The 18,327-nt window shown below is 65.1% G+C and carries 12 protein-coding genes; 4 read left to right on the top strand and 8 right to left on the bottom strand.

From position 1 onward, the window contains the following. Positions 1-544: 544 nt before the first annotated feature. The 5 genes from ACZ5KP_RS10480 to ACZ5KP_RS10460 all read right to left on the bottom strand — a co-directional run bounded on the left by ACZ5KP_RS10480 (position 545) and on the right by ACZ5KP_RS10460 (position 7,327). Positions 545-2,539: a beta-galactosidase gene (locus ACZ5KP_RS10480; protein ID WP_460921695.1), complete on the bottom strand. Its 1,995-nt coding sequence runs from the start codon at positions 2,537-2,539 to the stop codon at positions 545-547. Positions 2,540-2,685: 146 nt separating this feature from the next. Next, entirely contained in the window at positions 2,686-3,582 is an 897-nt protein-coding gene (locus ACZ5KP_RS10475; protein WP_460921697.1) for a carbohydrate ABC transporter permease, read from the bottom strand. Next, on the bottom strand, positions 3,582-4,496 hold the full coding sequence (locus ACZ5KP_RS10470; protein ID WP_460921699.1) for a carbohydrate ABC transporter permease: 915 nt from the start codon (positions 4,494-4,496) through the stop codon (positions 3,582-3,584). Before ACZ5KP_RS10470 ends, ACZ5KP_RS10475 begins: the two co-directional genes overlap by 1 nt. 8 nt (positions 4,497-4,504) lie before the next feature. Continuing rightward, positions 4,505-5,842 carry an ABC transporter substrate-binding protein gene (locus ACZ5KP_RS10465; protein ID WP_460921701.1) on the bottom strand — a complete coding sequence of 446 codons (1,338 nt, stop codon included), beginning with the start codon at positions 5,840-5,842 and terminating at the stop codon, positions 4,505-4,507. A gap of 306 nt (positions 5,843-6,148) precedes the next feature. Next, on the bottom strand, positions 6,149-7,327 hold the full coding sequence (locus tag ACZ5KP_RS10460) for an ABC transporter ATP-binding protein (RefSeq protein ID WP_460921703.1): 1,179 nt from the start codon (positions 7,325-7,327) through the stop codon (positions 6,149-6,151). A gap of 383 nt (positions 7,328-7,710) precedes the next feature. On the opposite strand from ACZ5KP_RS10460, the gene melA reads away from it, so the two are divergent. From melA to ACZ5KP_RS10445, 3 genes are all read left to right on the top strand, one after another. Continuing rightward, entirely contained in the window at positions 7,711-9,063 is a 1,353-nt protein-coding gene (gene melA, locus ACZ5KP_RS10455) for an alpha-galactosidase (RefSeq protein WP_460921705.1), read from the top strand. Between the two features lie 248 nt (positions 9,064-9,311). Further along, positions 9,312-10,091: an IclR family transcriptional regulator gene (locus ACZ5KP_RS10450; RefSeq protein WP_460921707.1), complete on the top strand. Its 780-nt coding sequence runs from the start codon at positions 9,312-9,314 to the stop codon at positions 10,089-10,091. A gap of 58 nt (positions 10,092-10,149) precedes the next feature. Further along, positions 10,150-11,487: a sulfatase-like hydrolase/transferase gene (locus ACZ5KP_RS10445; RefSeq protein WP_460921709.1), complete on the top strand. Its 1,338-nt coding sequence runs from the start codon at positions 10,150-10,152 to the stop codon at positions 11,485-11,487. 134 nt (positions 11,488-11,621) lie between these two features. On the opposite strand, the gene ACZ5KP_RS10440 is transcribed toward ACZ5KP_RS10445, so the two are convergent. Together ACZ5KP_RS10440 and rdfA are read right to left on the bottom strand one after the other, a co-directional pair. Then, complete coding sequence (locus ACZ5KP_RS10440) at positions 11,622-13,565, bottom strand: archaea-specific SMC-related protein (protein ID WP_460921711.1); 1,944 nt, start codon at positions 13,563-13,565, stop codon at positions 11,622-11,624. Positions 13,566-13,676: 111 nt separating this feature from the next. Then, positions 13,677-14,282, bottom strand: coding sequence for a rod-determining factor RdfA (gene rdfA, locus ACZ5KP_RS10435; protein WP_460921713.1), 606 nt, complete (start codon positions 14,280-14,282; stop codon positions 13,677-13,679). A 936-nt stretch (positions 14,283-15,218) separates the two neighbouring features. Here rdfA and ACZ5KP_RS10430 point away from each other — a divergent pair. Beyond that, entirely contained in the window at positions 15,219-15,473 is a 255-nt protein-coding gene (locus tag ACZ5KP_RS10430) for a hypothetical protein (RefSeq protein WP_460921715.1), read from the top strand. 59 nt (positions 15,474-15,532) lie between these two features. On the opposite strand, the gene ACZ5KP_RS10425 is transcribed toward ACZ5KP_RS10430, so the two are convergent. Next, complete coding sequence (locus ACZ5KP_RS10425) at positions 15,533-18,316, bottom strand: ATP-dependent helicase (RefSeq protein WP_460921717.1); 2,784 nt, start codon at positions 18,314-18,316, stop codon at positions 15,533-15,535. Positions 18,317-18,327 lie beyond the last annotated feature (11 nt).

Genomic DNA, 18,327 nt, shown 5'->3' with positions numbered 1-18,327 from the left:
CATAAAAATTCAAAGAGTAGTAGAAATAACACAGAAGTGTGTCATATAACTATGGGGCGTGGAGATTGCGGACGGGATCTTCGGCCGTTCCGGCCCCAGAATCGACTATATGACACAAGATATCGCAAAAATATGGCCAGAGCGCGCATTTGTAGAATTAAGATTCAAATACCGAATGACACCCCCTTAGATCGTGGGGCCCCAGGATCGAGAGCCCGATCGATCCATCACTGCCGAACTATCCGACCCTTCTGAACGTAGTCAGCCACGTACTACCGTGAATTTGTGGCCATACTGAGGATGAAAAATTCATCTTGGAGGAGGCCACCGGACGGACCAGCAGATCCATTTCTGACGCCAATATATAAATTATAAATACAATACTACGAATTGGTAGTATTCTCTCCATCGGGGAGTGGCAGAGGGCCGACTGCTGTGACACGAGCGGCGATCCAGCGGAGCGAGTGAGAGCGAGAGAACCACAACAATCGGTGTCGACTCCGCTCGAGGCTCCGGGACTGGCGGCAGGTACGCACCCCGCCGGTCAGCGGCCAGTCACCGAGAGCGCCGACCGGTCACACTTGACGACGCAGAGATCGTAGGCGCCGACGGTGCCGTCACCGACGATCCAGGTCGCGTCCTCGGGCACGTCCACCGACCGGGGCTCCCCAGTGAAGTTCGTCACCCAGACGTAGCCGTCTCGCTGTGCGATGCGGACGCCGTCCCGGAGCGGATCGTGCGTGGGAACGCCAGCGCGCTCCAGCAGCGACCCCGTGATCGCGTCGGCGAGCTCGCGCTCCGGCCACACGCCGCAGTACGTGACGGAGCCGTCGCCGCGCTCGGCGTCGACGATCGCCGCGCGACCGGATCCCGTCCCGCTCTCGTACCGGCCGCGAACCGTCGCATCGTCGACGTCGAGCCACTCCGCCCATGTCCGGTAGTCGTAGGGATCGCCGTCGTAGGTGACGCGCGTCTCGAGCTGCTCGGGCAGGCTCTCGTGCTGGTCGACCGTCGCACCGACGAGCGGCGCGAGCGGGCCGGGCTGAAGCTCCTCGTGGAGCTGGTTGTACTGGTCCTTTTCGCCGGTTCGTGCCGTCAGGAGGAGCTCGCCGCCCTCCCGCACGTAGTCGGCCAGTCGCTCGCTCAGATCGTCGCCGAGGAGATACTGGAGCGGGGCGACGACCGCCGCGTAGTCGTCGAGATCACGGTCCGGCGGGACGACGTCGACCTGGACCCCACGGCGGCGGAGCGCGCCGTAGTAGGTTTCCAGGAAGTCCCAGTAGTCGAAGTCGGGTGAGTGGGGCTGGACGCCGATCGCCCAGAGGTTCTCGTAGCTGTGGAGCATCGCCACCGGGGCGTCGACGGGGCCGAGGTCGAACAGTTCCTCGGCGGCGTCGGCCGCATCGGCGTAGCCACGGTCCGGCGACCCGTCCTGCTTGCGGAGTCCGGCGTGGTACTGCTCCTGGCCCTCGCGGCAGCGACGCCAGCGGAAGTACACGACCGCGTCGCCGCCGTGGGCGACGGCGTGGTGGGCCCACAGCCGCATCGCTCCCTCGGCGGGCTGTGGCGCGTGGGGCGGCCAGTTGATGTCGCCGGGTTGCTGTTCCATCACCCAGAACGGCCGGTCGAGGGCTGCCCGGTAGACGTCGTGATTGATCCCCACCTGGTCGGGGTTGCCCGCCCGGAGTTCCTCGCGCGTCGGTTCGTCGGTGTGGCGGTCCTGGACGAACCCCGTCGGGTAGGAGTCCCACGAGACGAAGTCGAGGTCCTCGGCCACGTCGTAGGCGTCGAGCGTCGGGAACTTCCCCATGAAATTGTGCGTCACGGCCCAGTCGTCGTTGGCCTCGCGGAGGAGCTCCGTCTGTAGCTGGTTGTACTCGACGACGCTGTCGCTCGCGAACCGGTAGTACTCGAGCAGCCGCGAGGGATGCTGCTCTGCCGCGGTGTGTCCCGGCGGGTCGACGGCCTCGAAGGACGGGTACTGCTGGCTCCAGAACGTCGTCCCCCAGGCGTCGTTGAGCTCGTCGACGTCCTCGTAGCGTTCCCGGAGCCACGTGCGGAAGGCGCTCGCGCAGTCGTCGCAGTAACACCGGACGGTGCCGTGACAGCCGTACTCGTTGTCCGTCTGCCAGCCCGTCACGTGTGGATCGTCGGCGTACCGTTCCGCCATCTTCGTGACGATCCGGCGCGTCTCCTCGCGGTAGGCCGGCGAGTTGAAGCAGTAGTGCCGGCGGCTTCCGAACTGTCGAGTGGTGCCGTCGATCTCCTCCTGGAGGATTTCCGGGCGCTCGTCGACGAGCCACTTGGGCGGCGTCGCGGTCGGCGTACAGAGCACGACCTCCATCCCGTGGTCGCCGACCAGTTCGATCGCCTCGTCGAGCCACTCGAACTCGAACTGGCCGCGCTCGGGTTCGAGCCGTGCCCACGAGAACTCCGCCATCCGGACGTACTCCAGCCCGGCCTCGGCCATCTGTTCGACGTCGGTCTCCCAGCGGTCGGGGCTCCAGTGTTCCGGGAAGTAACAGACACCCACACTCATGGCGAACGAATCGCAATCCGCGGTTATAGGATTTCTGTTCGACCACCGATCAGACGCCGTGACGCCGAAACGATGCGAGGCTCGTCGTGGGGCTCCGTACAGAAGGAGCGGAAAGCGAGAGAGAGAGAGAGAGAGAAACCGCGTCGTCAGTGGCCCTTGAAGCCGCCACTCGCGAGTCCTTCGACGACCCACCGCTGGACGATGGCGAACAGCGCGACGACTGGCGCCATCGTCACGACGGCGGCTGCGATCAGCAGGTTCCACGCGACCGTGTTCTGTGACTGGAACAGCTGCAGACCGAACGGGAGCGTTCGCGTCGCGTTGGTCTGTGAGAGGATCGACACGAGCAGGAAGTCGTTCCACGACAGGATGAACGTGTAGAAGCCCGCGACCGCGATCCCGGGCATCGCTAGCGGGATGATGACCCGCCAGAGCACCTGCAGGCGCGAACAGCCGTCCATCATCGCCGCCTCGTCGAGCGCTTCGGGAATATCGTCGATGTACCCCTTCAGCAGCCACGTACCGAGCGGGATGCCGATCACCGAGTGCGCGATGATGATCCCGAGCAGCGTGTCGAGCAGCTCCAGCTGGAACATGACCACGTAGAACGGGATCAGGATGAGCACGATCGGGAGCATCTGGGTCGACAGGAACGCGTACAGCAGCCCAGAACGACCGGGGTACTCGAAGCGACTCATCGAATAGCCCGCCAGGAGACCGACGGTCAACACGAGCAACGTCGTCGAGGTCGCCACGATCACCGAGTTGACGAAGTACGTCTGGAACTCCCCGCGGCTCAGCACGGTCCGGTAGTTCTCCAGCGTGAGGTCGCTGATCGACGGGACGAGCTCCGGCGAGAACAGGAACTCCTGCGTGGTGAACGACACGATGACCATGTACAGCACCGGCGACAGCAGGAACGCGAAGTAGAACCCCAGGACTGCGTAGACGGCCAGCGCGCGACGGGGCGACACGTCGTTGTCGAGCCACGCGTCGAGCTTCTGGACGACGTTCCGGTCGTCGGTGTCGGACTGTGTCGCCATTAGTCGACCTCCTCCAGTTTGACGTAGATCACTGTGAACACGAGCATGAGGATCAGCATGACGACGCCGATGCTGGCGCCGTAGCCGAGTGCGTACTGCTGGAACGCCTGGTCGTAGACGTACGTCGCGAGCACCTCGGTGTTACCCAGCGGACCGCCGCCGGTCGCGAGGTAGATGATGTCGAAGTTCTTGAACGTGTAGGTAACGTGCAACACGATCATGATCATCGACACGTACGAGATCTGGGGCAGCGTGATGTACCGGAACCGTTCGAGCGGACCGGCACCGTCGAGCCGCGCCGCCTCGTACTGCTCCTCCGGGATCGCACTCATCGCTGCCAGCAACGAGATGGCGTAGAACGGGACGTTCCGCCAGACGTGCATGACCACGATCAGCGGGAAGGCGACGCCAGGTTCGCCGAACCAGTAGGTCGTCTCCATCCCCAGCGAGTCGAGGATGATGTTGACCGGGCCGAACCCGTTCTGCACCAGGAACCGGAAGATGATGACCATCACGATCACCGGCATCACCCAGGTCACCATCGACAGGCTCCGGAAGATCCCCGCGCCCGGCACCTTCTCGCGCAACGCGAGCGCGAGTCCGAGGCCGAGGAGGTACTGCAACGACACCGCGGCGCCGGTCAACACGACCGAGTGCCACAGCGCCTCCTTGAACACCGGGTCGCTGGCGAGAGCAGTGAAGTTCTCGAGCCCGACGAACTGCATCTCGTTGGGGCTCAACAGCGACACTTCGAAGAACGCCAGGTAGATCGCTCGAACCGTCGGATAGCCGATGACGACGGCCAGAAGCAACGCTGCCGGGACGACGAAGGCGTACCCGAGCCACGTCTCCCGCAGGAACGACGAGAATTCGTTCCTGTACCGACCGAACCACGATTCAGACTGGGTTGCCATTATCCGGGTTAGAGTTCACTTTCCAGACCCTTCAGCGTCTCGTGGAAGCTGTCGCCGGCGTTGTACGGATCGGTCTCCCCGTACGCGACCTCCTGCATCACGGTGTAGAACTCGTTCCGAACGGGCCCCCAGGTCACCTTCGCGAGGGCTCGGCCGGTCTCGAAGATCTCCGTGAACGGCTGCCAGTTCTCGTTCTCGATGGTCGACTCGACGTCCTCGTGGACGGGCGTCATCGCCTTCCCACTGGCCTCCGGGTCCTGTGCCATGCCCTGGTTCAGCGTCTCGGGGTCGGAGTAGGCTGCCGCAGCCGCCTCGCCGTTCTCGAGATTGTCGGCGTGAGCGTTGACCATCACCGGCTTGATCTCGAGGAAGGTCCCACGGGAGGCACTCTCGGCGTGTGGCGGATGCGCGATCTGCGTGCGGTTGTTGAGGATGTCGGCTGCCTGGTCGCTGTTCTGGATGTTCTCACCGGACGTCCAGTTTCGCATCCACGTCCCGCCCGGAACCATCGCGTAGTTCCCGTTGATGTAGCCGGGATCGTTGGTCTGCCACCCAGTGCCGAGATCGTCCGGATCGCCGATCGGGTCGTCCGCGGCGTAGATCTGGTAGTACCAGTTGTCGAAGATCTGGCCCAGCGCGTCCGCCTCGATGTTGAGCGACCAGCTATCGCCGTCCGGGACGTAGAGCTGGTCGGTGTGCTGGTACACGTGCGTCATCCACTCCTGGAACGACCTCGTGCCGCCTGCCATCGTGCAGTTGTGGAAGGCGGTCATGTCGTCGTACTCCTGGTTGATCAGCCGGCCGAGCTGCTGGAACTCTTCGGCGGTCTCCGGGACGTCCTGTCCGAGATCGTCGAGGACGTCCTGTCGCACGAAGAGCGCTCGAGCGTTGCCCTCGTAGGGCAGACCGTACAGCGTGTCCTGGTAGGTCATCGCGTCGATCGCACTGTCGAGATAGCCGTCGAAGTGTTCGAGCGACTCGGCCAGGTCGTCGAGTGGCTGCAGGTTGTCCGCCGCGATGTACTCGCCGAGGTGGTTCAGCGTCCCCTCGATCGCGTCGGGATCGCCCGTCTGGGCACCCGTGAGGAAGTTCTGCCGGAGGTCCTCGTAGGCGTATCGGGCGATTTCGATGTTCTCTCCCGTCCGTTCCTCGTAATTCGCTTCGAATTCGTTTCGCCAGACCGGCTCGGCGCCCTGGGTATTCGGGAAGCCGTACTCCCACAGCAGGGTTTTCCCGCCACCGCCGCCGGTCAGGAAGCTACAGCCGGCGAGTCCGGCCGTAGCTCCCACGCCGAGCGTTTTGATGAGCGATCGCCTGTTGAGTCCACTGGCATCCGGGTCGTTCACGATAGTACACCCAATACCCACGTGCTCCTCTTATTATTTATATTTTACTAGGGCACCCCGTGGGTCCGGTACAGAATTCTCGTGAGACCGGGGACGATCTACCGAGAGATCGAGGAGAACCCCGCCAGTGTTCGTGGTCGCCGACGGCGAGCCCTGCACGCGCAGTCGCCACCGGTGAATGGATACCGGTGAATGGAGGTGCGAATCGAGAGGAGTGGATCGGTCGGCGGCGTCACGAGCATCCGCGGGATCGCTGAACGACGGCCCGTTACGACGCTCCAGAAACGACGACCGCGGAGACGGCCGTCACTCGACCTCGGCGCCGACGCTCTCGCCGTCCTGGAGGCCACGGAGGGCGTCGATCGTATCGTCGTCAGTGGGCTCGCGGTGTCGAAGTGCCGCACCAGTTTCGCCGTCGAACAGGTGGATCCGGTTCTGGGGGAATCTGACCGTGAGCGCTCGCCCGGAGTCGATCACGAAATCGCCCTCGACCGTCGCCGTGTACTGCTCGCCCTCGACGTCGAGGTAGACGTACGTGACCTCTCCGAGCGGCTCCGTGACCTCGACCGTCGTCGGGATGGCGTTGCGTTCGTCCGCCGTCGCGACCTCGATGTCCTCCGGGCGAATGCCGAGCGTGAACCGATCGCCGTGATCGACGACGTCCTCGTAGACGTCCTCGTCGAGTTCGTAGGTGAACCCCGGATGGCTCAGCGCGGGGGTGCCGTCGTCGACCAGATCGACCTCGAAGAAGTTCATCGACGGCGATCCGATGAACCCGGCGACGAACTCGTTTTCCGGTTCGTGGTAACACTCCAGTGGCGTCCCGATCTGCTGGAGCTGCCCCTCGTCGAGCACGGCGATCCGATCGCTCATGGTCATCGCCTCGGTCTGGTCGTGGGTGACGTACAGCGTCGTCACGTCGAGATCCTGCTGCAGGGACTGCAACTCGGTGCGCATCTGGGTCCGGAGCTTCGCGTCGAGGTTCGAGAGTGGCTCGTCCATGAGGAACACTTCCGGATCGCGAACGATCGCGCGGCCGAGCGCGACCCGCTGTTGCTGGCCGCCGGAGAGCTCGTCGGGCTTCTTCCCCAGGAGCTCCGAGATGCCGAGCATCTCCGCCGTCTCGGTGACGCGGGACTCGATCTCGTCGCTCGAGAGGTCCGTCGCCATCTTGAGACCGAACGCCATGTTCTCGCGGGCCGTCATGTGCGGGTAGAGCGCGTAGCTCTGGAACACCATCGCCATGTCCCGCTTCTTGGGCTTCTGGTCGGTGACGTCGGTGCCGTCGAGGACGATGTCGCCGCTCGTCGGGTCTTCCAGCCCGGCGACGCAGCGCAACGTCGTGGACTTGCCACAGCCCGACGGTCCGACCAGTACGATCAGCTCCCCGTCCTCGATTTCGACGTCGAGGTCGTCTACTGCGACGATGTCGCCACCGTCGTCTTCGAATACCTTCGTGAGGCTCTGGATGTCGAGGTCTCCCATGGCAAGAGCATCTCGACTCGTACACTTATATTTCTAGTACCCGGAGGTCGGCGGCCCTCGCACGGACGCGAGCGGTGACGATCCGAGAAACGAGATTATCCGGGGGAACGAGGGGTTCCGGAGAAACGGGAGGTTCCGGAGGAACGAAGGCTCGAACGCGACGGGACGCTGACCGGGCGGCGAAACGTCGACAGATCGCCGGAACGGCGGTCCAACGGCGTGACAGCAGCGTGACAGCGGCGTGACAGCGGCGACCGGTGGAACGGCAGGGGACCACGAGACGCCGACCGCGCGAGGGGACGAGCCGGTCGTCGGGCCGAAAACCGGATCGGACGCTCCAGAACTAGGAAAGAGTTATTCCGATAGCCTCTTCATCCGCACTCATGTCCACCATCTCCTTCATTGGAGCCGGCAGTATGGTGTTTGCAACGAACCTCGTCGGAGACATCCTCTCCTACGACGCCCTGGCCGACAGCGAAATCCGACTGATGGACGTCGACGACGCCCGACTCCAGCAGACGACCGCGGTCGCCGAGGCCATGGTCGAGAACGAGGGGCTCGACGCCACGGTCGAGGCGACGACGGACCGCTCGGCCGCACTCGAGGGAGCGGACTACGTCCTCAACATGATCAACGTCGGCGGGGTCGAGCCATTCGAGAACGAGATCAGGATCCCCGAGAAGTACGGGATCGAGCAGGCCATCGGCGACACGACGGGGCCGGGTGGCGTGTTCCGCGGGCTCCGGACGATACCGACCATGCTCGACATCGCGCGGGACATGGAGGAGCTGTGTCCCGACGCGCTCCTGATGAACTACACCAATCCGATGGCGATCGTCTGCAAGGCGATCTACGAGGCGACCGACGTCGAGGTCGTCGGGCTCTGCCACTCGGTGCCTCACACCGCCGAGGCGATCGCGGAGTACGTCGACGTCCCGCAGGAGGAACTCGACTACTGGGTCTCGGGAATCAACCACATGGCGTTCTTCCACGAGGTTCGCCACGACGGCGAGTCCGTCTACCCCGAGCTCCGCGAAGCATACCACGACGAAGCGACGTATCGCAAGGACACGGTTCGCTTCGAGATGCTGCGCCACTTCGGGCTGTTCCCGACCGAGTCCAGCCACCACCTGAGCGAGTACGTCCCCTACTTCCGGACCGACGAGGCGACGATCGAGGCGATGAACGGGACCGGCTACGCCGAGCGAATGCCGACGGCGTCGTACCTGGAGGGTTGGACGGAGCGCTCTGTGGAACGGGACGATCCCGATCTCGACGTCGACCTCGCCGACGTCGAGGTCGAACGATCCGAGGAGTACGCCGCGCGACTCATCCACTCCCTGGAGACCGGCACGAAGCGCCGGTTCAACCTCAACGTCCCCAACCACGAGAACGCGATCGAGAACCTGCCGAACGACGCCTGCGTGGAAGTTCCGGCGTTCGTCGACGGAACCGGGATCCACCCGAGCGCCGTCGGCGAACTGCCGCCACAGATCGCAGCGCTCGACCAGCAACACACCGCCGTCTACGAGCTCGCCGTCGAGGGAGCCCTCGAGGGGAACCGGGAGAAAGTCCACCAGGCAATCAAGCTCGACCCGCTCTCGGCGGCGGCCTGTACGCTCGATGAACTCCACGAGATGACCGAGGAGCTCATCGAGGCCAACGAGGCGTACCTGCCGGAGCTTTCGTTCCCGGCCGAGACGCGGGCGAGGTCCGCACCGCCGCTCGACGACTGATGCCTGTCCCACGCGCGTTGCCGAGTGGCCGAGCCTGCCAGCGCCGAGGGTACGAACCGGCCGATCGGCGATCTGGGACCCAGTCGTTCACGAAACATGAACGGCTGCAGAACGGCTACAGAACGCCGACGAACGCGCGAATCCCTGTACGCTTCGCAGGGACGGAGCAGCGAGATCGGCGCGTGAACGTACGCCAGATCAGTTCACGCATCATGAACAGTTATCCCGCTGGACCGTGACCGATGCACATGGACAGAACGGAAATCCCGCCGGCGGACGAGTTCGACCGGCAGATCGCGACGACGCCCGTCACGACGTTCAGGATCGTCGAGACGCTCAAACGAGAATCACTCGCGCGCGTGAGCGACGTCGCCGAGGAGCTCGACCTGGCGAAAGGCACCGTACACAAACACCTCACGACGCTCGAGGCGGTGAACTACGTCGTCCAGGAGGGCGATCAGTACCGGCTGAGCCTCCGGTTTCTGGGGCTGGGGACGAGCGTCCGGTCGCAGCTGGACGTCTACCAGGCGGCGTACGCGCCCCTGGAGAACCTTGCCGAGGCGACGGGGGAAGTGGCGAGCGTCATGGTCCCCGAGAACGACCGGGGCGTCTACGTCGTCCGTATCAGCGCCCAGGGACGTCCCGACGTCAACATCCGGCAGGGAGAGAGCGTTCCGCTGACGGCGACGGCTGGCGGGAAGGCCATCCTCTCGCAGCTGGAGCCGGCCGCCTGGGACCGCATCGTCGAGCGCCAGGGGCTGCCGGAACTGACCAACGAGACCGTGACCGACGCCGAGGAGCTGAAAGCCGAACTCCGCCGCATCCGCGGCAAGGAGCACGCCGTCGATCGGGGGGAGTACCGGTCCGAGCACCACTGCGTCGCGTCCCCGATCACCGACTTCGACGGGACGGTCGTCGGATCCGTCACGGTGTCTGCACCCGCGGAACGGATGGACGAGAAGCTCTCCGGCGCGGACTTCGTGAGCCTCGTCGGCAGCACGGTCGACTCGATCCAGAGCAGACTGTGATTCGACGCACTCGCTGCGAGCGAAGAGTACATACGATCTCCGGCGCCATTCACGAACCATGAACGAAAACGAGGCCCGGCCGAACGTCGTCCTGGTGCTGACCGACCAGCAGCGGTGGGACACGCTGGGAGCCTACGACAACCCGATGGGGTTGACGCCCACGCTCGACGAGCTGGCCCGCGAGGGGACGACGATCGAGCAGGCCATCTCGCCACAGCCCCTCTGTGGCCCGTTCCGGGCCGCACTCCAGACCGGGACGTACGCCACGGAGACGGGGGTCTGGGAGAGCGCGATCCCGCTGGACGAGGACGAACAGACGCTCGCTCACCTGTTCAAAGCCGCTGGCTACGACGTCGGCTACGTCGGGAACTGGCACCTCGCCCGGACCTTCGACGATCCGGTGCCGCCGGAACAGCGAGGCGGCTACGAGGACTTCTGGGTCGCCGCCGACGTCCCGGAGTTCACCACCGAGCCCTACGAAGGGACGCTGTACGACGACGAGGAGGAGCCGGTAACCTTCGACCAGTACCGCGCCGACGCGTTCACCGAGTACGCGATCGACGGGATCGACTCCCTCTCGGAGCCGTTCTTCCTCGTCGTCGGCTACGTCGAGCCACACGACCAGAACGATCTCTGGACGTTCGTCGCGCCCGATGAGTACGCGGATCGGCACCGGACGGATCCGTACGTCCCAGCGGATCTGCGGGATCGCCCCGGGGACTGGAAACGCGAGCTCCCGGACTACTACGGGATCGTCCAGCGCCTCGACGAGTGCGTCGGCGACCTCATCGACGCCCTCTCCGACCGCGGAATCCGCGACCGGACCCTGTTCGGCTACACGGCCGACCACGGCTGCCACTTCCGGACCCAGCCCGGGGAGCACAAGCGGACGCCACACGACTCCGCGATCAGGGTCCCCGCGATCCTCTCCGGGCCGGGGTTCGACGACGGGCAGAACGTCCAGCGCGTGACGAGCCTGCTCGACCTGCCGCCGACCCTCCTCGACGTCGCCGATATCGACGTGCCCGAACACATGCGAGGTGAGAGCCTGCTCCCGGTCGTCAACGGCGACGTGCCCGACGAGGACGGCGAGGCGTTCGTCCAGGTCAGCGAGTCCCAGGTCGGACGCGCACTCCGGACCGATCGCTGGAAGTACGCCGTCGCCGCCCCGACGATGACGGGATGGCGTGGCGGGAGTGGCGAGCCCTCGAGCGATCTCTACGTCGATCGATACCTCTACGATCTGTGGCGCGATCCCGGTGAGCAGGTCAACCTCGTCGGCCACCCGAACTACCGCGATACCGCCGCGGACCTGCGGGAGCGGCTGCTCTCCTACATCGAGACGGTCGAAGACGAGCAGCCGACCATCAAACCGTTCGACATGGGGTATCCGTGACCGACCGGAGTGGCGCCGATACGCAGCAGAAATTTACAGAACTACGCCTGTAAAGCAATGGCCGATCCGTCCTCGCTGGTCCAGACAGCACCGCCGTAGCGAAGGAGAGCCACACAGTCAGCGAACCCACCGACTCAGATTTCCCGGACGTAGTCGTAGGAATCGGAGATCCCGGCGGCGTCCTCGGGGAGCAGGACGACGACGAGGTACTCCACGTACGACTCGAAGTACTCGATCAGGCTCGCGATGCGGTCCGTGTCGATCGCCTCCAGCGAGTCCAGGAGCATGACCGGCAGCTCCTCGCCGAGATCGTGGACCAGGAACCCGGCGAGCGCGAACACCAGCCCCGTCACCGCCCGCTCGCTCTCCGAGAGGTGCTCGACGGTGTCGCGATAGGTCGTTCCGTCGGCAGTCGTGCGGACGACGTGGAGGTCGAACACCGTCTTCGTGACCGTTCGGCGGCCCTCGCGCGTCTCGCGTTCGAGTCGCTCGATCCAGATCCGCTCGATGTTGTCGTACGCGAGCGTCTCGAGGATCGAGGCCATGTGGTCGTTGAACGACTCCACGGCGTCGGCCTCGATCGTGTCGACGCGCGTCCGGAGGTCGGTGAGCTCCCCCTGGAGGTCGTCGCGCTCCCCAGCGAGCTCGTCCCGGCGTTCGAGGTCCGCTTCGACCTCCTCGATCCGCTCGACGACGGACGCCCGGTCGCTCTCGAGGCGGTCGATCTCGAGCTCCAGCTCGTTGACCTCGCGATGGGCCTCGAGCAAGTCGTCCTGGTCGGCCGTCTCGAACTCGTCGACCTCGGTCTCGAGACGCTCGACCGCCTCGGCGGCCGACTCGCGATCCCGCTCGAGCGCCTCGATTCGCTCCCGAGTCCGCTCGACGTCGTCCTCGAGCGAGTCGAGGCGGTCGCGCTTGCGTTCACGCTCGCGCTTGCGCTTTCGACGCTCGTCCCGTTGCTCCGTGAGCGAGCCGATCTCGTCCTGCAGTTCGTTCCGATCGTCGACGAGATCCGTGCGAATGGACCGGAGCTCGTCGATCGTCTCCTCGACGTGGTCGGTCGTCACCTCGGAGCCACAGGTCCAGCAGCGGAGGTCGTCCGAGTCGGCGACGAGCGCGTCGGTGACTGGGCCGTCGTCGGCCGATCCGACGCTCCCTGCCAGATCGGGGCCACCACCCTCGAGCGCGTCCTCGTTGAAGCCGATCACGCGCTGGAGCTCGTTGAGGGTGCTGTCGAGGGACTGTTTCCGCTCCCGGAGGTCCTGGATGCGGCTCTCGAGCGCCGCGGGGTCCTCGACGTCGTCGGACGTCGCCTCGAGCTCGGCCGCCACGCTCTCCCGCTCGGCTTCGAGCGCCTCCAGGGACTCCCGCTCGGTCTCGAGGTCGAACTCGACGGATTCGAGGGCGGACTGTTTGTTCCGAAGCTCGTCGAACAGCGCCTCGAGCTCCTCCTTCTGTTCGCGGCGTTCAGCCACGTCGACGTCCCGTTCCTCGACCTCGGCCCTGCGTTCCTCCAGCTGCTCTCGCGTCTCCTCGAGTTCGTCCTCGATCTCCCGCTTTTTCGCCTCGAGCCCCGGGAGGTCGTCCGCGAGCGAGGAGAGTCGATCGAGTTCGTCGTCCAGCTCCTCCTTCTCGGCTTCGAGGCGCTCGATCTCGGCCTCGATCGAGGCGGTGTCGACGGGGTCCATGATGACGTCGTAGAGGTCGTCGCCGCGCTCGACCGCGAGCCGCGCCTCGTTGTCGCCGAGGAGGAAGGCGAAGGTGTCCGCCAGATCTGCGTCGTCGAGATATGGGTCGCCGGAGAAGGTGACGCCGGCGCTCGTTCGCTCGAGGGTCCGTCGGTACGTCTCGTCGCCGACGTCGAGGACCACCTCGCCCGACTCGGCGTCGCCTTTCAGCGACGACTCGGTGCTCCCCATCCCGGCCATCACCGCCTGGAGAAACGACGTCCGGTTCGTGGCGTTCCGACCGGTGAGGATCGTCACGCCGGGATCGATCGCGACCTCGGTGTGATCGATCCCGCCGATGTTGTCGGCAGTGATCGTCAGGGACTCCACGTCGGCGTCAGCCAGTGACATGTATCGATCCGCGACGCCCCGTATATTAAATCTGGTTGCTCCACGTCCGGATCGAATCACCCACGCACGTCGAGTAGCTGCAGACAGCTCGTGTCGGGCAAGTACCGACAGTCACGACGAGCAGGTACAGCCGCCTTCGCGCACCAGATCGGCCGCGTCGTAGCTCGTGCCACAGTCCTCGCAGACGACCTGGACGTCGGCGAAGACCTCGTACTCGTGGTCGGTCAGTGCGTCACGGTCGATCAGCCGATCGATCGTCGACTCGACGACGACCGTAGCGCGCCCCTGGAGGCGCTGAATACTGTCGGCTTCGCGCTCCGGCCTGGGAGGCGTTTCCGGCAGCGACGCACCACGCTCGGACGTGAGATACGTGTGGATCGTCTGGTGAGTCACGAAGTCCGAACGTACCGCGTCGACGTCTAGTCCCTCCTGCTCGAGTTCGCGCTCCTTTCGCAGCCGGTCCGCCTGCGAGACGGAATCGTCGGTGAGCGTCTCGTAGGCACTGCCGGCGTCGCGGTCCGTCATCGAGATGCCCGATCGATCGAGCGCCGTCTCGAAGACCGCGCGGTTCAGCGACGCAGCGAGGTCACGGAGGCTCTCCCGATCGCCGTCGGCCCCGGTCCAGCGGTCCTCGAGCCGCTGTCCCCAGCCGTCGAGGTCGTACTCGTCGATGACCCGCGCGACCTTGTTGTCGGGCGGTGAGTCGGCACCACTCATGTACTGACGAAACCATCTGTGCCGTCCAGTATAGGCGTACTGGTGTCTGTGCGGGCCGGTCCGTACGATCTCCGGACCGGGCCGTGGTCGTAGCCGGCCGAGGATTACAGTAGAATCGGCGTCAAGCGCTGTGCCTCACGGCTCCGTCGAACCGGCGTGATAGGTCCCAACGCCCGGCCTGTGGCCGGACCGCGGACGGTCGCTGGGGAGCGAGGGCGCGCTTGAGGACGGAAATATATAATATTTCGATAATAGAAAGGAAAATGAGTTCTATACACGAGAGAACGCGAGTCCTCTGCCACCGAGCGCAATAAGAGAGGCGACTGACGGTGCGATCGTTTGAAAGGGGACGGAATAATAGTAATCGGATAGAATACGTCGAAATATCACATAAATATCCCCATATACTACTTCATGGTTCCGGAAACAAAGATAGGTCAGCCAATCCCACAACGAATAGGAAGACAGTGAAATCGATACCCCCGACCAGTTTGTTCGCTCAGCTCGAACACGCGAAACGAGCCTGACACCACTAAACGGGAACGAATAAGCGGATATCGATACCGAGCTCGCCGGTCGATACCCTGGGCTGTTGGCGTGTCGGGAGTTCGTGACCGCAGCCACAGCGAGGCGTTTCACGGAGCTCGGACGATCCCGACGATCGAGGCCGACGGTTGATGATGGTTAGATTATGGAAATAGAATACGATCAAAAAATCGTTATTTAGTTTCACGGTTCAGTCGGCGCCACGCTCACCGGTCGGTTGTTTGCGGTGTGAGCGGTGGACGGAACGCGAAGCTACGGGGTAGCGTTCTCCAGACCGTCCAGGTCGCACGTCGCGATCGCTACCCGGCGGCTGAAATCGATTTCAGTAACGCTCGTTACAGAAGTATCATTCAGGATACAGTTAAGGAGTTCGCACCCCACCGTTCGCATATGAGGAGAAACACGCCCCTTCCAGCGTTCGACGCCAGAGCGAACCGTCCCGATCCCACGCTCAGAGGTACGCTCGGCGCGGCGTTGCTTCCCGTGGCATTCGTCGCACTGCTCGCCGTTCCCGAACTCGTGCTGGCCGGCGTGATCGGTGCCGTCGCCGTCCCGGCCTGGCGGCGCATTCGGAGCGGCATCGAGCGGCTGGCGAGCCGACGAGCGCCGGTGGCCGTCACCGACAGTCCGACCGCGTCCCGATAGCCCGTCCATTCTACGGCGGCCAAACCCGCCAATCGACCCGCGCCGGCGGGTCTCGCGGATCAGTCCTCGCCAGTCAGCGCCGCCGACCGCGATTCGTCGCCGATCTCCGCCAGCACTCGCTCGTGGAACTCCTGTAACACCGCGCTCTCGTCCTCGGCGAGCACCACGTCGCTGGCCGCGAGCGTCGCCAGCCCGAACGCCGCGGGCGACGGCGTGTCGACGGTGAACTGCTCGATCGCCAGATCGCCGGCCTGCACCCGCTGGCAGGCCCACTCGATCCCGGCGACGTGGAGTTTGTCCTCGAGGATCTCGCGGTAGGTCTCCTCGATCACCGCGAACTCCTCGAGCCCCTCGGCGAACGAGAGGAGCATCTCGCTGGAGACCTGCTGCTCGCTGGCGGACTTCTCGTAGCCCTTGTACCGCTTCAGGATGAGCAGCGACCGCGTCGCGTTGATCCGGAAGTAGCGCTGGAGGAGGTCGGTGCCCTCGAGCGACGCCCGGAGATCCTCGCGAACCGCCGCAGGGTCGAGGTCCTCGAGCAGCCCCTGGAGGTCGACCTTCCGGTTCAGCGGCATCGTGAGCGTGAAGCCGGTGTCCGCGACGGCGATCGAGACGTTCGCGCCGGTCGCCTGCGCACAGCGGTAGGCGAGCAGGCGCGAGAGCCCGTCGTTGAACCGCCGGCCGTAGCAGGAGCGGACGTGGTAGTGTCGACTGTAGTCGTCGTGGTCGCGCTCGACCTCGACGACGAGCCGGTCCGGCGTGCTGACGCTCTCCGCGCCGGCGAACTCGAGTTGCGTTTCGAAGAAGCGCACCAGCGCGCGGACGGTGTTGTCGTCGAGGGGGAACTCCCGCAGCCAGGTCCGGGCAGCGGCGGGCCCCCGGTTCTCGAGGACCTCGATCAGCTCCTGCTGGAAGGTCAGGATCTCCCGGCCGAGATCGAAGGAGAGGGGCAGGCGTTCGGAGTACCAGGAGGGGACCGTCGGCCGCGAACTCGTCGGATCGACGTAGACCTTCGATCCGCGTCGGTAGCGGTACTCGAAGCGCTCGCCGCCGAGGACGAACACGTCGCCGGGTTCGAGCGTGTCGAGGTAGCCTTCGTCGAGCTGGCCGGCCCACTCGTCGCTCCCGCGGGTCACGACCTGGCAGGTGAAGGAGTCCGGGATCGTCCCGATGTTCGTCATGTAGATGACCCGCGCCAGCCGGCCCCGCTTGCCGATCAGCCGCTGGCCCACGTCGTACTCGTCGTAGTGGTGCGGGCCGTCCGGCGGGTCGTTCTCGTCGCGCCAGATCTTCGCGTAGACGTTCCTGTCTTCCAGGTCGTCGTACTCCGCGCGGAGGTAGCGGACGAGCTGCTCCCACTGGGCGTCGTCGTAGTTCCGGTAGGGGTAGGCGCTGCGCAGGATTCCGACGACCTCCGATTCGGGCCGGGGCCCGTTGATCGCCATGCCGTAGACCTGCTGGGCGGCGACGTCCTGGGCGTTCTCCGGGATCGAGACGGAGTCGACGAACCCCTCCTCGGCCTTCTTCAGCATGACCGCACACTCGATCAGCTCGTCGCGGTCGAGCGCGATCACTCGCCCCGTCACGGTCTGGCCAACGCGGTGGCCCGCCCGCCCCACCCGCTGGAGCAGTTCGGCGACGGACTTCGGCGAGCCGACCTGGACGACCATGTCCACGTGAGGCATGTCGATTCCCAGTGCGAGGCTCGTCGAGGAGGTGACGACGTCGAGGTCGCCGTCCTTGAGGCCCTGCTCGATGCCTTCCCGCTTCTCCCGTGAGAGGCTGCCGTGGTGACAGCCCGACGTCTCCTCGTCGTAGTCGTCGTAGCGGTCCCGGAGCGTCTGGAGGACGCGCTCGGCGCCCGAGCGCGTGTTCGTAAAGACGATCGTGTTGGTGTTGGCCTGAATCAGTTCGTGCAGACGGTCGTAGAAGCGGCCGGTGACGGCCTCCCGTGGCGTCCCGATCAGATCGTCCGTCGGACACTCGAGCGCGAGGTCGAACTCGCGGGCGAAGCGGGTGTCGACGATCTCGACGTCGCGATGCGGTCCACCCGGTTCTCGCTGCCCGACGAGGAACTCACCCACCGCCTCCAGGGGCTCGATCGTCGCCGAGCAGCCGATCCGCGTCGGCGAGCCCTCCGCGAGCGCCTCGAGGCGCTCTAAGGAGACCGAGAGGTGGGTGCCGCGTTTGCCGTCGGCGAGCGCGTGGATCTCGTCGACGATCACGTACTCCACCGACCGCAGCTTCTCCTTGAACTTCGGCGAGTTCAGGAGGATCGCGAGCGTCTCGGGCGTCGTGTTGAGAATGTGGGGCGTCTCCTCGAGCATACGCTGGCGCTCGGCGTCGTCGGTGTCGCCGTGGCGGATCGCGTGGCGAATCTCGACGGGGTCGTCCTCGGCATCCGCTCCTGTCTGGCCGTCCGCCATGCGGTTGCCCTCGGCCATCAGCTCCTGAATGCCCTCCAGGGGCTCGGTGAGATTCCGGTGGATGTCGTTGGCGAGGCTCTTCAGCGGGGAGACGTAGAGGCAGTAGACCTCGTTGTCGAGGGTGTCCGCCCGGCCCTTGCGAATGAGGTCGTCGATGACCGCCGTAAAGCTGGCAAGGGTTTTGCCTGATCCGGTCGGCGCACAGATCAGCGCGTTCTCGCCGTCGAGCACGTGCGGGATCGCCTCCTCCTGTGGCGGCGTGAAGAAGCCCTCGTTCTCGGGGACGAACTCGCCGAACTGATCGATCCACCACTGGCGCACGGCGGGGTCGAGACGGTCGAGCAGGTCCGCGTCCGACACCCGATGCTCGTCGGGGTCGAATCCGGTTGCAGCGGCGAATCCGTCCCGCCAGGTCATCGCCACGTGTT

The organism is Salinarchaeum chitinilyticum (genome assembly GCF_055390775.1).
The sequence above is the reverse complement of the archived record's forward strand: the minus strand, read 5'-3'. Positions and strand labels throughout refer to the sequence as shown.

Coding starts and splice junctions, on each gene's coding strand:
- ACZ5KP_RS10480 (WP_460921695.1), bottom strand. CDS start 2,539: ATGAGTGTGGGTGTCTGTTACTTCCCGGAACACTGGAGCCCCGACCGC.
- ACZ5KP_RS10475 (WP_460921697.1), bottom strand. CDS start 3,582: ATGGCGACACAGTCCGACACCGACGACCGGAACGTCGTCCAGAAGCTC.
- ACZ5KP_RS10470 (WP_460921699.1), bottom strand. CDS start 4,496: ATGGCAACCCAGTCTGAATCGTGGTTCGGTCGGTACAGGAACGAATTC.
- ACZ5KP_RS10460 (WP_460921703.1), bottom strand. CDS start 7,327: ATGGGAGACCTCGACATCCAGAGCCTCACGAAGGTATTCGAAGACGAC.
- melA (WP_460921705.1), top strand. CDS start 7,711: ATGTCCACCATCTCCTTCATTGGAGCCGGCAGTATGGTGTTTGCAACG.
- ACZ5KP_RS10450 (WP_460921707.1), top strand. CDS start 9,312: ATGGACAGAACGGAAATCCCGCCGGCGGACGAGTTCGACCGGCAGATC.
- ACZ5KP_RS10445 (WP_460921709.1), top strand. CDS start 10,150: ATGAACGAAAACGAGGCCCGGCCGAACGTCGTCCTGGTGCTGACCGAC.
- ACZ5KP_RS10440 (WP_460921711.1), bottom strand. CDS start 13,565: ATGTCACTGGCTGACGCCGACGTGGAGTCCCTGACGATCACTGCCGAC.
- rdfA (WP_460921713.1), bottom strand. CDS start 14,282: ATGAGTGGTGCCGACTCACCGCCCGACAACAAGGTCGCGCGGGTCATC.
- ACZ5KP_RS10430 (WP_460921715.1), top strand. CDS start 15,219: ATGAGGAGAAACACGCCCCTTCCAGCGTTCGACGCCAGAGCGAACCGT.
- ACZ5KP_RS10425 (WP_460921717.1), bottom strand. CDS start 18,316: ATGACCTGGCGGGACGGATTCGCCGCTGCAACCGGATTCGACCCCGAC.